The 14,069-nt window shown below is 55.9% G+C and carries 13 protein-coding genes; 6 read left to right on the top strand and 7 right to left on the bottom strand.

Annotated features, from left to right (window positions below; genetic code table 11):
* The first annotated feature begins 30 nt into the window (after positions 1–30).
* Both dapD and MUU47_RS06070 read left to right on the top strand, forming a co-directional pair.
* A complete protein-coding gene (gene dapD, locus MUU47_RS06065) occupies positions 31–855 on the top strand; it encodes a 2,3,4,5-tetrahydropyridine-2,6-dicarboxylate N-succinyltransferase (RefSeq protein ID WP_052285401.1) in 825 nt (274 codons plus the stop codon).
* 110 nt (positions 856–965) lie between these two features.
* Positions 966–1,355, top strand: coding sequence for a DUF3461 family protein (locus MUU47_RS06070; protein WP_258987297.1), 390 nt, complete (start codon positions 966–968; stop codon positions 1,353–1,355).
* A gap of 128 nt (positions 1,356–1,483) precedes the next feature.
* Here the strand turns inward: MUU47_RS06070 and degP are convergent, their stop codons facing one another.
* Both degP and dgt read right to left on the bottom strand, forming a co-directional pair.
* Entirely contained in the window at positions 1,484–2,932 is a 1,449-nt protein-coding gene (gene degP / locus MUU47_RS06075) for a serine endoprotease DegP (RefSeq protein WP_258987298.1), read from the bottom strand.
* 139 nt (positions 2,933–3,071) lie between these two features.
* Positions 3,072–4,586: a dGTPase gene (gene dgt, locus MUU47_RS06080; protein WP_258987299.1), complete on the bottom strand. Its 1,515-nt coding sequence runs from the start codon at positions 4,584–4,586 to the stop codon at positions 3,072–3,074.
* A gap of 74 nt (positions 4,587–4,660) precedes the next feature.
* Here dgt and mtnN point away from each other — a divergent pair, with 74 nt between their 5' ends.
* From mtnN to MUU47_RS06095, 3 genes are read left to right on the top strand one after another with little or no spacing between them, the layout of a single operon-like run.
* The gene (gene mtnN / locus MUU47_RS06085) at positions 4,661–5,359 is read left to right on the top strand and encodes a 5'-methylthioadenosine/S-adenosylhomocysteine nucleosidase (RefSeq protein WP_258987300.1); all 699 of its coding nucleotides are present in this window, start codon (positions 4,661–4,663) and stop codon (positions 5,357–5,359) included.
* Positions 5,352–6,152: a vitamin B12 ABC transporter substrate-binding protein BtuF gene (btuF, locus tag MUU47_RS06090; RefSeq protein ID WP_258987301.1), complete on the top strand. Its 801-nt coding sequence runs from the start codon at positions 5,352–5,354 to the stop codon at positions 6,150–6,152. Before mtnN ends, btuF begins: the two co-directional genes overlap by 8 nt.
* A gap of 14 nt (positions 6,153–6,166) precedes the next feature.
* Positions 6,167–6,790: a TRIC cation channel family protein gene (locus MUU47_RS06095; RefSeq protein ID WP_159770924.1), complete on the top strand. Its 624-nt coding sequence runs from the start codon at positions 6,167–6,169 to the stop codon at positions 6,788–6,790.
* Between the two features lie 212 nt (positions 6,791–7,002).
* Here MUU47_RS06095 and erpA read toward each other — a convergent pair whose 3' ends face one another.
* Together erpA and clcA are read right to left on the bottom strand one after the other, a co-directional pair.
* Positions 7,003–7,347 (bottom strand): iron-sulfur cluster insertion protein ErpA, encoded by a 345-nt coding sequence (gene erpA, locus MUU47_RS06100; protein WP_110510828.1) that lies wholly within the window; start codon positions 7,345–7,347, stop codon positions 7,003–7,005.
* A 77-nt stretch (positions 7,348–7,424) separates the two neighbouring features.
* Complete coding sequence (gene clcA, locus MUU47_RS06105) at positions 7,425–8,852, bottom strand: H(+)/Cl(-) exchange transporter ClcA (RefSeq protein WP_258987302.1); 1,428 nt, start codon at positions 8,850–8,852, stop codon at positions 7,425–7,427.
* Between the two features lie 178 nt (positions 8,853–9,030).
* Here clcA and hemL point away from each other — a divergent pair, with 178 nt between their 5' ends.
* Positions 9,031–10,311 (top strand): glutamate-1-semialdehyde 2,1-aminomutase, encoded by a 1,281-nt coding sequence (gene hemL, locus MUU47_RS06110; RefSeq protein WP_258967830.1) that lies wholly within the window; start codon positions 9,031–9,033, stop codon positions 10,309–10,311.
* 77 nt (positions 10,312–10,388) lie between these two features.
* On the opposite strand, the gene fhuB is transcribed toward hemL, so the two are convergent.
* From fhuB to fhuC, 3 genes are read right to left on the bottom strand one after another with little or no spacing between them, the layout of a single operon-like run.
* Complete coding sequence (fhuB, locus tag MUU47_RS06115; protein WP_258987304.1) at positions 10,389–12,371, bottom strand: Fe(3+)-hydroxamate ABC transporter permease FhuB; 1,983 nt, start codon at positions 12,369–12,371, stop codon at positions 10,389–10,391.
* Complete coding sequence (gene fhuD / locus MUU47_RS06120; protein ID WP_258987305.1) at positions 12,368–13,258, bottom strand: Fe(3+)-hydroxamate ABC transporter substrate-binding protein FhuD; 891 nt, start codon at positions 13,256–13,258, stop codon at positions 12,368–12,370. Before fhuD ends, fhuB begins: the two co-directional genes overlap by 4 nt.
* A complete protein-coding gene (gene fhuC, locus MUU47_RS06125) occupies positions 13,258–14,055 on the bottom strand; it encodes a Fe3+-hydroxamate ABC transporter ATP-binding protein FhuC (RefSeq protein WP_258987306.1) in 798 nt (265 codons plus the stop codon). The genes fhuD and fhuC overlap by 1 nt, the downstream gene beginning before the upstream one ends.
* Positions 14,056–14,069 lie beyond the last annotated feature (14 nt).

Consider the following 14,069-nt stretch of genomic DNA (forward strand, 5'->3'; position numbering starts at 1 on the left):
TGTGTTTTTTTTAATGGAAAGAGTTTAACAATGCAGCAGTTACAGAACGTTATTGAGTCCGCTTTTGAGCGCCGTGCCGACATCACTCCGGCGAATGTAGATACCGTTACCCGCGAAGCGGTTAACCAGGTTATTTCCCTGCTGGATTCCGGCGCGCTGCGCGTAGCGGAAAAGATTGACGGCCAGTGGGTTACGCATCAGTGGCTGAAGAAAGCTGTACTGCTCTCTTTCCGTATCAACGATAACCAGGTTATCGACGGAGCGGAAAGCCGCTACTTCGATAAAGTCCCGATGAAATTCGCCGACTACGACGAAGCGCGTTTCCAGAAAGAAGGTTTCCGCGTGGTGCCACCGGCAGCCGTTCGCCAGGGCGCATACATTGCACGTAACACCGTGTTGATGCCGTCCTACGTCAACATCGGCGCTTACGTCGACGAAGGCTCCATGGTTGATACCTGGGCGACTGTGGGTTCCTGTGCGCAGATCGGTAAAAACGTTCACCTGTCTGGTGGCGTAGGTATCGGTGGCGTGCTCGAGCCACTGCAGGCTAACCCAACCATCATCGAAGACAACTGCTTCATCGGCGCACGTTCCGAAGTGGTAGAAGGCGTTATCGTTGAAGAAGGGTCCGTGATTTCGATGGGCGTCTACCTCGGCCAGAGTACCAAAATTTACGACCGTGAAACCGGCGAAGTGTTCTACGGTCGCGTACCTGCGGGCTCGGTTGTCGTTTCCGGAAACCTGCCTTCAAAAGATGGCAAATACAGCCTGTACTGCGCGGTTATCGTGAAGAAAGTGGATGCGAAAACGCGCGGCAAAGTCGGCATTAACGAACTGCTGCGCACCATCGACTAAATCAGTCTGGAAAAAAGCGGGGGCAACCCCGCTTTTTTTATATCTGACGCTGGCGGAAAATGATTTTTCCGTTAATTATTCAAAGGTTATGTTTAACCGAAGGAACCGCTATGTACGACAATCTGAAAAGTTTGGGCATTACCAATCCTGATGAAATCGATCGTTACAGCCTCCGGCAGGAAGCCAACAACGATATCCTGAAAATCTATTTTCATAAGGATAAAGGCGAGTTTTTCGCGAAAAGCGTGAAGTTCAAATATCCGCGTCAGCGCAAAACGGTAGTGGCAGACGGTGTAGGTCAGGGTTACAAAGAAGTGCAGGAAATCAGCCCGAACCTGCGCTATGTGATCGATGAGCTGGATCAGATCTGCAAACGCGATCGCACCGAAGTGGATCTGAAACGTAAGATCCTCGACGACCTGCGCCATCTCGAAAGCGTGGTTGCCAATAAGATCAGCGAAATCGAATCCGATCTCGAGAAGTTAACCCGAGGAAAATAAGTCACCGCCTAGGTGCAATTCGCCAATACGCTCCCGGTCACCGCTGCCGATAATCCGCCGCGCGTATCCATAACGTTGATGCGGGAAAAGAAAAGCGCCCTCCTCCGTACGGAGAAGGGCGCTTGAGATTACTGCATTAACAGATAGATAGTGCTGTCGCCACGCTGAATATTCAGCGCCAGGACGCTCGGTTTGCTTTCAAGCAGCTTACGCAGATCAGCAATGTTTTTCACCGGCTGCTGGTTGGCGCCCACGATCACATCACCTTTTTTCAGGCCAATTTGCGCCGCCTGAGTACCCGGTTTGATGTTACTCACCACCACGCCTTTGTCTGCGCCTTTGTTACTCATCTCAGCGCCTTCAATACCGTTGAAAATGCTGCTGGAGTCAACCTGAGTCTGGCTGCTCTGCTGCAGTTCGAGAGACACATTTACCGGTTTGCCATCACGAACCAGGCCAAGCTCAATCTTGCTGCCAACAGGCATGGTACCAACCTGAGCACGCAGCGCGGAGAAGCTGCTGATTGGTTTACCGTTCAGCGAGGTGATCACATCACCTGCTTTAATACCCGCTTTCGCCGCGGAGGAGTTCGGTAGCACCTGGCTTACGAATGCGCCGCGCTGAGCATCAACTTTCATCGCTTTCGCGAGGTCAGAGCTCAATTCGGTACCCATAATGCCCAGCTCGCCACGTTTCACCTGGCCGTATTTAACCATCTGCTCGGTCAGACTTTTCACCATGTTGCTTGGGATAGCGAAGCCGATACCGATGTTGCCGCCGTCCGGAGCAAGGATCGCGGTGTTAATCCCGATAAGCTCACCGTTGAGGTTCACCAGCGCACCGCCGGAGTTACCGCGGTTAATGGCCGCATCGGTCTGGATAAAGTTTTCGTAGTTTTCAACATTCAGGCCACTTCGACCCAGCGCCGAAACGATACCGGACGTCACGGTTTCGCCGAGGCCAAACGGGTTACCGATAGCGACGGTATAGTCACCGACGCGCAGCGCATCGGAATCGGCGAGTTTAATCGCAGTCAGATTTTTTGGATCCTGAATTTGGATAAGCGCGATGTCAGAGCGAGGATCTTTACCCACCACTTTCGCATCAAATTTGCGGCCATCGCTCAGGGAAATTTTGATGGTGCTGGCGTTATCCACCACGTGGTTGTTGGTAACCACATAGCCTTTCGCCGCATCAATGATTACGCCAGAACCCAGCGCCATGAATTTTTCTTGCTGGGAGCCACCGTTACCCCCAGGCGCGCCTGGACCACCTTGTCCACCGCCCTGACAGAACGGAGAGTTCTGGAAAGGCGAACCGTCCTGGCAGAACGGGGAGTTATCACCAAAGAACTGCTGGAAGTTACGCCCCATACGCGGGGTATTCACCGTGGTGCTCCCTTCCACGTTAATGCTCACAACGGAAGGCATCACTTTTTCCAGCATCGGTGCCAGGCTTGGCATCTGCTGGGCAGTCGTGGAGGAAGAAGCCGTTTCCGCGGCCGATGCAGACAGCGGGGACAGGGCCAGACTTAAACTCAGAGCCAGTGCACTCATTGCTAACGTTGTTTTTTTCATATCTCGTAATCTCTAAATGTCAGATAAAGCAAAAGTTGCTGTGTATGTGACTGTCAGATTCAATTTATAACGCTAAGTTCCGGATTTAAGTTTCTGGAAAAAGTAAAAAAATATTGTCCGTCTTTACAAAACTTTCGCGTTATTCCACAGCCATCAAGCGGCGGTATTCATCCCAGGCATAGAGATCGGTCATGCCGCTGATATAATCCTGAATCAAACGACAGCGATAATAGTACTCCATCAACGGATATTCGGTGGCGTCACGCGGGATTTTATTTACCGCTTCAACGTACGCCAGACGATGTCGCGTCGACAGTTTCTGAAACAGACGACTTTCAATCGGCAAATGGCGCAAGCGTTCTTTTTCCACCAGCTCGTTAAAATCCGCGAGCGATAATTTCAGTAGCGGCTGGTAGATGTCCAGCAGCCCGCTAATCACGCGGTATCCCTGCAATTCCAGTTGCTCAACGTCAGGATGACTGAATACCTGTTTAATGGCGACGTTTTTATATAATTCAAGTAGCTGGCTGTAATCGCTTTCGTCTTCTAGTAGAGCGTGGTTGAAATCCCCGGTATATATCTTCGGCAGGTTATCGATAAATCTCTGCGCGGCGTAAGGCACCAGCTTATTCAGCGTATTCACCCGCAAATACATAAAGAACTGATCTTCTGTACTGCGACTTAAGGTATTAGCCCGAGATTTATCCCAGGCGTTTTCGACAACCTGTGAGAACAGCGAACCTTTTGCGTGCGTGCCCCACGCGTCATGCAGATGCTGATAAAGTTGCTCCACGCTAAAAATGCGTTTCTCAACGGCGTCTTCCAGGTCGGCCACGCAATAAGAAATATCGTCGGCAGCTTCCATAATCCACGTCAATGGAAAGCGACTGTAAGGGGCTAAATCGAGTTCTTTACGTAACCTCGCAATATAGGCCTCTTCGGCGAAATAATAGCCAGGTTTCTTCATTAAATAGCTGTGACTTTCTGGCGGCTTGCCTCGCCACCATGCAGGACGCGTGTACTTCAGAATACAGCCGACCTGCGCCCAGGTGAGATTCATACGCATCAACGTATGTACCAGGCGAATACCCTGGGCGTTGCCTTCAAACTGGCAGAGATCCTGGCGCACCCGACGACGGAGTTCATTCAGGGTATCTTCCCCATCGCGCAGACGCAGCGTGCCGACCAGGCAACGATCGTCGCTTAATGGCTGACTGGCTGCATCCGCTGGCCACAGGCGCTGGCGAAACCAGTCGTTAATCGCCGCTTCACCAAAATGCCCAAACGGCGGATTGCCGATATCGTGCATCAAACAGGCCATCTCGACGATACTTTCGAACGGCCCGGTCAGTTCATCCAGCCCGTATGCCTCCAGCAGCTTACGCTCCTTCAGGCGGCTCAGCACTTCTTTAGCGATATAGCGCCCGACCTGCTGAACTTCCATAGAGTGCGTCAGCCGCGTGCGCACCGCCGCATTGCGTTCCAGCGGGAAGACCTGAGTTTTCTGCTGCAGCCGACGAATAGCCGGGGAATTGACGATGCGCCCGCGATCACTTTCGAAGATCCGCAGGATTTCATGTTCCGTCGCGGCGCTCTGCGGCGAGCGGTAACGCCGACGCCAGTTTATCTTTGTGCGAAAATCAATTGTGGCCATAGCCTCTCCCGGTCCGGAAATGCGTGCTCCATGATAAACTATGCCTTTAAACCCATCACATCGCGAGTAAATCTATGAAAATCGGCATTATTGGTGCAATGGAAGAAGAAGTGACGCTACTGCGTGACAAAATCCAGAACCGTCAGACTATCACCATCGGCGGGAGCGAAATTTACACCGGCCAGCTGAATGGCGTTGACGTTGCCCTGCTGAAATCAGGGATCGGCAAAGTGGCTGCCGCGATGGGTGCCGCCCTGCTGATCGAACGCTGCAAACCAGACGTCATCATTAACACCGGTTCCGCAGGCGGCCTGGCCCCTACGCTGAAAGTGGGCGATATCGTCGTCTCCGATGAAGCGCGCTACCACGATGCCGACGTCACCGCATTTGGCTATGAATACGGCCAGCTACCGGGCTGCCCGGCAGGCTTCGCAGCTGATGCGAAACTGATTGAAGCAGCAGAAAATTGCATCAAACAGCTTAACCTGAACGCCGTACGTGGGCTTATCGTCAGCGGCGATGCGTTCATTAATGGTTCCGTCAGTCTGGCGAAAATCCGCCACAACTTCCCGCAGGCGGTTGCCGTGGAAATGGAAGCCACCGCTATCGCACACGTCTGTCATAACTTCGGCGTGCCGTTCGTTGTTGTTCGCGCCATTTCTGACGTCGCCGATCAGCAGTCGCACCTGAGCTTTGATGAGTTCCTCGCCGTCGCCGCTAAACAGTCGACCCTGATGGTCGAAACGCTGGTCCAGAACCTGGCGAATGCGTAACGGCCTGACATCGGGCCTTTTCGCCCTGCTGTTGACCTTTCCGGCGTGGCTGATAGCCGCGCCGAGGGTGGTAACGCTTTCCCCTGCCAATACTGAACTGGCTTTCGCCGCGGGTATTACCCCGGTGGGCGTGAGCAGCTTTTCTGATTATCCTCCGCAAGCGTCCAATATCGAAGAAATCGCCAGCTGGCAGGGGATAAATCTGGAACGCATCGTGGCGCTCAAGCCCGATGTCGTGCTGGCATGGCGCGACGGCAATGCCGAGCGACAGGTGAACCAGCTGAGCGCGTTGGGCATTAAAGTGGTGTGGGTAGAGACCGGCAGCGTGGAGCACATTGCTGACGCGTTGCAGCAGCTGGCGGCCTGGAGTCCAGCACCCGAACAGGCGAAACAGGCAGCGCAGTCGTTGCGCCATGATTTCGCCGCGCTGAAGCAAGAATATGCTCACCGCCAGAAAAAAACGGCATTTTTGCAATTTGGCACTAATCCGTTATTTACCAGCAATAAAAACTCGATTCAGAACGAAGTGATAGAGGCCTGCGGGGGAGCGAATATTTTTGCTACCAGCCGCGTTCCGTGGCCACAGGTTAGCCGCGAACAGGTGCTCGCCCGGCAGCCTCAGCTGATTATCACCGCCGGAGGCGACACTGAAGTGACAAAAATTCAGCAGTTCTGGGGGAGTCAGCTCAAAATTCCGGTTATTCCCGTAAACAGCGACTGGTTTGAACGCGCCTCCCCGCGTATTATCCTCGCCGCGAAACAACTCTGCACCGCAATGGCGCAGGTCAATTAACGGGAAACGCATCAATGCTTGTCTATTGGCTGGATATCGTGGGTACCGCCGTATTTGCCATTTCCGGGGTTCTGCTGGCCGGTAAGCTACGTATGGACCCATTTGGCGTACTGGTGCTCGGCGTGGTGACTGCAGTGGGCGGCGGAACGATCCGCGATATGGCGCTGGCGCACGGCCCGGTATTCTGGGTAAAAGATCCCACCGATTTGGTGGTGGCGATGGTCACCAGCATGTTGACCATTTTGTTGGTGCGTCAGCCGCGTCGCCTGCCGAAATGGATATTGCCGGTGCTGGATGCAGTCGGCCTCGCGGTGTTTGTCGGTATCGGCGTGAACAAAGCGTTTATTGCCGGAACCGGCCCGCTGGTCGCTATCTGCATGGGCGTGATAACGGGCGTCGGCGGCGGGATTATCCGTGACGTTCTGGCGCGCGAAGTGCCGATGATCCTGCGGACCGAAATCTACGCCACCGCCTGTATTCTGGGTGGGATCGTGCACGCTACCGCGTATTTCACCTTCGGAATACCGCTGGAGAACGCGGCCATGCTCGGCATGTTGGTGACGCTCGTGATTCGCCTTGCGGCGATCCACTGGCACCTGAAGCTTCCGACCTTCGCCTTAGACGAGAACTCCAGATAGCAAAAAGCCGTGTCGATGACACGGCTTTAGATTGCTGACAAAGAAGGAAAAAGCGTGGTTTTTCCTTCTTTGTGGTCATCAGCCGAAAATCAATGAATTGATTTTCCTGTTATTTATCTGGTGCGATCTGTTCGTATCTCAAACGTTTTAGGTTTGTCATCAGTCTGAAGCCGTGTCGATGACACGGCTTTTTTGTTTCAGCATTCCAGAACTTAAACGCTGAAAGAGGAACCGCACCCACAGGTGCTTTTGGCATTCGGGTTGGTCACGATGAAACGCGAACCTTCCAGACCTTCGGTGTAATCCACCGAACCACCCACCAGATATTGCAGGCTCATCGGGTCAACGACCAGGCCGACGCCTTCTTTCTCAATGGTCATATCACCATCGTTAATCTGATCGTCAAAAGTGAAGCCGTACTGGAACCCGCTGCAACCACCGCCGGTGATATAGACGCGCAGTTTCAGGTTCGGATTCTCTTCATCCGCAATCAGGTTTTTTACTTTGCTGGCGGCCGCATCAGTAAACTGCAGAGGCAGCGCTACGTCATCACTCATTTCACACTCCGGTTAATTCGCACTGGCTAAAGTCTCGCCAGGTCTTTTGCTCATTATCCAATACCTGACTAAATCGTTCAAGTATTCTCCCCGACGGCCTGTTTTTCTTTCTCCTCTTTCTCTGCTTTTTCGGCTTCCTGCTTCGCAAGAGTACGGGTCAGAATCGAGGAGTACAGCGGTTTCCCGCCCAGAAACTGGGCTAATAGTGTTGCGCCAAGACAGGTAATAATCATTGGCAAAATGAGCTGATAGTTGTCTGTCATTTCCAGAACTAACACGATACCGGTCAGCGGCGCACGCACAGATGCCGCGAACAGCGCGCCCATTCCAGCGATGGCAAAGGTGCCCGGCTCCAGATGATAATGCGGGAACCACGCCGTTGCCGCCATGCCGAATGCGGTACCGAGCAGCGTGCCGAGTGCGAGCATCGGGGCAAAAATGCCGCCAGGCGCACCCGACGAGAAGCACAGTAACGTCGTCACGACGCGCGCAATAAAGATAAACATCAGCAGGCCGACGGTGTAATGCCCCGCCGCCGCGATAGGAATGAGGTTGAACCCACCGCCTGCCGCTTCCGGCTCAATCAGGCCGAGCACGCCGCAGATACCGCCGAGCAGGCCGCCAATCAACACCCACTTCTTGATATCGCCGCCGTGAATACGCTGGAACATATCCTGTGTACGCAGCACCAGGTTGTTAAACAGCGGTCCGACGCAGCCGAAAATCATCCCCAGCACCAGATACAGCCACAGGGTGTTTACTGGCGCATTCGCGAGCTTTCCAACCTCAATGACGGCGGTTTCACCGTTGAAGATACGGAACACTACGCTGGACATGATAACGCCAATGAAAACGGCCTTAATCGAAATCAGGTTGTAGCGGAACTGCGGGCGCATCTCTTCGATGATAAAGAGAATGCCCGCCAGAGGAGCATTAAACGCCGCGGCCAGACCTGCGGCCGCACCGGTTGCCAGTAGCGAGTGACGCGCTTCTGCGGTACGCAAACGGAAGATATCCAGCACCATGCGGCCAATATTGCCGCCAAGTTGCACTGTAGGGCCTTCACGACCGAGCACCATTCCGGCCCCCAGCGTACCCATGCCGCCAATAAATTTCACCGGAATGACGCGCCACCAGCGAACCGGACGCAGCTCTTCGAGCGCACCTTCGATTTCAGGAATCCCTGACCCGCCCGCTTCCGGCGCGAAACGGCGCACCAGGATGTAGCCGACCATCGCCAGCAGCCCGGAAAGAATAAAGGCCAACGGCCAAACTAAAAACCAGTGATCCGCCACCTGCGCCAACGTACCGATGCGCACGTTTTGCACCCAGTTCACGGCTTTTTCAAAAGCGACACCCACCAGGCCGGCTAAAGTGCCAACCAGTGCGGCCATCAACAGGATGGCTAACGGTGTTTTATCCCTGCGAACTAAACGGCGTACCGCATCCCCGCGGCGCAATCGAACGATTTGCTGTGATTCAAAAGAGGGAGTTTCTGCTTTCATGCCATTATCATTAATTGGTAGGACAAATTGCGAATTGCATTGTAACCACCCGAAGGCGGTACGTCGCGTTAAAATTCCTTCATTATTACATTGTTTCAATTGGGCAAAACTTTCATAACCTTCCGGGAATAAATTAGAATAGTCGGCTAACATGCTTTCTACGAACCAGGAACCTCGAATGAGCAAATCTGAGAATCTCTACAGTGCGGCACGCGAACTGATCCCCGGCGGTGTCAACTCGCCGGTCCGCGCCTTTACCGGCGTGGGCGGTACCCCACTGTTTGTCGAACGTGCCGACGGCGCGTATCTGTACGATGTGGATGGTAAAGCCTACATCGACTACGTCGGTTCCTGGGGTCCGATGGTGCTCGGCCATAACCACCCGGCCATTCGTAACGCGGTAATTGAAGCGGCATCGCGCGGACTGAGTTTCGGCGCACCAACAGAAATGGAAGTGAAAATGGCGGCGCTGGTGACCGAGCTGGTGCCGACCATGGACATGGTGCGTATGGTTAACTCCGGTACGGAAGCGACCATGAGCGCCATCCGCCTGGCGCGCGGTTTTACCGGGCGTGACAAAATCATCAAATTCGAAGGCTGCTATCACGGCCACGCCGACTGCCTGCTGGTGAAAGCCGGTTCCGGTGCGCTGACCCTCGGCCAGCCAAACTCCCCGGGCGTTCCGGCGGATTTTGCCAAACACACGCTGACCTGTACCTATAACGATCTGGCGTCCGTGCGTGAAGCGTTCGAGCAGTATCCGCAGGATATCGCCTGCATTATCGTCGAACCTGTTGCGGGCAACATGAACTGCATTCCACCGCAGCCAGACTTCCTGCCGGGTCTGCGCGCGCTGTGTGACGAATTTGGCGCGCTGTTCATTATCGATGAAGTGATGACCGGCTTCAGAGTTGCCCTGGCTGGCGCTCAGGATTACTACGATGTGGTTCCGGACCTGACCTGTCTGGGCAAAATCATTGGTGGCGGGATGCCTGTTGGTGCCTTTGGTGGCCGCCGCGAAGTGATGGACGCGCTGGCGCCAACCGGTCCGGTTTACCAGGCGGGAACGCTGTCCGGTAACCCGATTGCGATGGCTGCCGGCTACGCCTGTCTGACGGAAGTCGCCCAGCCGGGTATTCACGAAACCCTGACCAGCCTGACCAACCAGTTAGCGGAAGGCCTGCTGCGCGCTGCGCGTGATACAGGGATCCCGCTGGTCGTGAATAATGTGGGCGGGATGTTCGGCATCTTCTTCACTGACGCAAAAACCGTAACCTGCTATCAGGACGTGGTGAAATGCGATGTGGAACGCTTCAAGAAATTCTTCCATCTGATGTTGGAAGAAGGCGTTTATCTGGCACCGTCAGCGTTCGAAGCGGGCTTTATGTCCGTGGCGCATACCGAGCAGGATATCAACAACACCATCGACGCGGCGCGTAAGGTGTTTGCCAAACTGTAGAGCTGGATGCCGGGCGGCGCTCTGCTTGCCCGGCCTACAACTTGTCGCCCCGGTAAGCGAAGCACCACCGGGGAAAATCACCGGCTCTGCTTCCTCAGCAGATAAATAAAGTACGGTGCGCCGATAAACGTCGACAGCAGACCGGCCGGGATTTGGTACGGGAACAGCACCATCCGTCCGCACCAGTCAGCAATAACCAACATAATCCCCCCCACCAGAGCAGACAGAATCATGTGCGGCATCGTCCTGCGAAAACCCATCATCCGCGCGATATGCGGCGCCATCAGGCCAATAAAGCTCAGCGGACCAATGGTCATTGTCGCCGTCGCCGTCAGGCTGGCGGCTAACAGCAGTAGCGCCATGCGCGTCGGAGTCAGCGCCATGCCCACCGCGCGGGCAGTGTCACCCCCGAGCGGCAGTATCGTCAGCCAGCGCCGACACAGCGGCGTCAGCGCCAGCAACACAATCATCACCAGTCCGGTGTGCAGCACCTGCTCGTACGACGCGTTATACGTAGAACCGGAAATCCAGGTGAGGATCTGCGCCATGCGCGGATCGCCACTCGCCTGCAGCATCATCAGCAGCATCGTAAACGCGGTACTGAGCGCCATCCCGGCCAGCAGCATTCGGTGCGGAGAGAATCCGCCCCGACCGGAGGCTATCAGGATAATCATCAGCGTCACCGCCGCACCCAGGCTGCCCGCCGGCAGCAGCCAGCCAAAGGCATTACCCGGCACGAAGAACAGCATCAACACCACGCCAAACGCAGCACCGGAGGAAATACCCAGCACTTCCGGGCTCGCCATCGGGTTGCCGGTCAGGCGTTGAATAATACAGCCCGCAACCGCCAGCATGATCCCGGCAATCAGCGCCGCCAGAATTCGCGGCGCACGCCACTCCATCAGTGCATTCAGTAAATCGCCCGTCGCCCAGTGCCAGCCCTGAGCATCCCGCCCGAGCGACAGCGCAGCCAGCATACCAATCAGCAACACACCACAACCGGCCAACGCCCACACCAGCACCCGCTGGCGTTCAGCCGCCACGCGATCGCCCGCATCCATCGCCGGAGCGCTAATGCTGCGCAGACGCGGCAGCAACCACAGCAACAACGGGGCGCCAATCAGCGCGGTGACGGAGCCGGTAGAGACTTCCATCCACACCTGTGAGAGCCACAAAATAAGCTGGTCAGAAAGCCAGAGGATCAGTGCCCCAATCAGCGGGGCCAGTATCAGACGCGAAAGCAAACGTCGCGCGCCGAGCATTTTCGCCAGCAGCGGCGCGAACAGGCCGATGAAGCCGATAATACCCACCGCATTCACCAGCAGCGCGCTGATAACAATCGCCAGCGTCAGCGCCCCGAGGCGGGCCAATGACAACGCCAGGCCCAAATTGCGCGCCACGCCGTCGTCGAGTCCCATCAGGGTTAACGGGCGCAGCAGCAGAAGTGTGAGCATCACGCCGCCGAGCAGTTGCGGCCAAAGATGCTGCACTACGCTCCAGTCGGTTTGCGTCAGCGTGCCGGTACTCCACAGGAACATGCTTTGCAGCTGGTCGTGATGGAAAATCACCAGTAGCTGGTTCACCGCGCCGCAGTACATGCTCACCACCAGCCCGGCGAGGATCAGCGTCACTGGCGACAAACGCTTGCCCCAGGAAACGCCAAACACCAACGCGCCGACCACACAGGCCCCCGCCAGTGCCGCAAACTGCGTTGAGAATGCGCCCGGAACGGCCCACAGCGTGGTTACCGTGATGCCAAGCTGTGCGCCGGTGGCGACGCCAAGCGTCGTCGGTTCAGCAAGTGGATTACGTAAAACCTGTTGGAACAGGACGCCGACCAGCCCAAGCCCGGCGCCGACGAGCAGCGAGATAACCACGCGCGGCAGCAAACTGTAGTGGAACAGCATCTGACGGATGCTATCGACGTTCGGCTGCCACAGCGCTTCCCGCCACTGCCCGCGCGGCAGCGCCACGTTAAAGTTATGCCAGCTCAGCCACGCCGAAGCGATAAACAGCACGCAGAGAATGAATACCGGGAAACGCGCGATGCGCTGGCTCATGCCTTGCCTCCCAACGCGTTATCGAGAATACGGATAAAATTCATCACCGACAGCGTCGCACCGTAGAACCACACGGCGGGCACGCGCTGGAAGCGCTGCTGACGCACAAACGGCATCGCCTGCCACAGCGGCGTGGCCATCAGTTTTTGCATGTCGGCTTCGTTGCCGTGGTCGAAACAGATAACGTCTGCATCTTTAAACTCGCCGAGTTTGTCGATGCCGACCACCTGGCTGCCCCAGAAGTTGGTTTCGCCCTGCCAGGCATTCACTATCCCGTACTCATCAAGGATTTGCTGGAACAGGCAGTTCGGACCGAAGGCCAGTACATGACGGGCATCGAGCAACGTTACCATCAGCAGAGGTCGTTCGCCGCGCGCGGCAAAACGCGGTTTATGCTGCGCCACAAATTCATCGAAATGGTTGAGATGCGCGTGAGCCTGGTTTTCCATGCCCAGCAACTGGCCCATTTCCACAAGCGACCTGCGGGCATTCGCCAGCGGATGTTTGCCGTCACTGAAATTGAAACCGCGGCCCGGGGCGATACGCGCCAGTTTTTCTGGCGACGGACCATAACCTGCCGACCACACCATGTACGACGGTTTCATTTCGGTCAGCAGTTCGAGATTAGGTTCGGTACGCAAGCCAACGTCAATCACCGACGCAGGCAGCGCCGGTTCGTTCACCCACAGGGTGTAATTGGGAATGTCGGCCACGCCATACGGCATTACGCCCAGCGCCAGCAGCAGTTCCACCGGCAGCCATTCGAGGGCCACGATGCGGTGCGGATCCACCGTCGCGGCGTGCGCGCTTTTCATCTGCCAGAGCAGCGGAGACAGTGCCATAGCCGTCAATAAACGACGACGGCTTATCGAGAGGGAATCATTCATCAATAAACAAAGCTTACCGGGGCAGCACCCGCCGGATGCGGCAGGATCCCCATCGGAATTCCGTAAATTTTTTCCAGCGTTTCGCCACGCATCAGCGTTTCCGGCGTGCCCTGGGCAATCATTTCGCCACCGCGCAACGCCACCAGATAGTCGCAGTAGCGCGCCGCCATGTTGATGTCATGCAGCACCGCAATCACCGTCAGCCCGCGCTGTTGGCTGAGACGATGCACCAGCGCCAGGACGTCGACCTGATGGGCAATATCCAGCGCCGACGTCGGTTCATCCAGCAGCAGACAACGGCTGTCCTGCGCCACCAGCATCGCAATCCACGCGCGCTGGCGTTCGCCGCCGGAAAGACTGTCCACCAGGCGATGGGCCAGCGGTTTCAGTCCCACCAACGAAATCGCTTCTTCCACTTTCTCGCGGTCCGCTGCGCCAAATCGCCCCAACGCACCATGCCACGGATAGCGGCCAATCGCCACCAGCTCGCGAACCGTCATTCCTTCTGCCTGCGGTAACTGCTGAGGCAGATAGGCCACCTTGCGGGCAAACGCTTTGCTGTTCCAGCTCTCCAGCGGCTGCCCGTCCAGCAAAATATCGCCTTCAGAGGGCGGCTGGTGACGGCCCAACATTTTTAACAGCGTGGATTTACCTGAACCGTTATGACCGATAAGGCCGGTCACTTTTCCCGGTGGAAAGGTCAGCGAAAGCGGGTGCAGCAGCGTACGGCCTGGCACACGAAAGGTGACATCGTTCAGGGCGAACGTGGTGTCGGTATGAGTTGTGGTGTCCTGCATAGCGGCCAACTTGT

The organism is Scandinavium hiltneri (assembly GCF_024764835.1).
Taxonomy (GTDB): Bacteria; Pseudomonadota; Gammaproteobacteria; order Enterobacterales; family Enterobacteriaceae; genus Scandinavium; species Scandinavium hiltneri.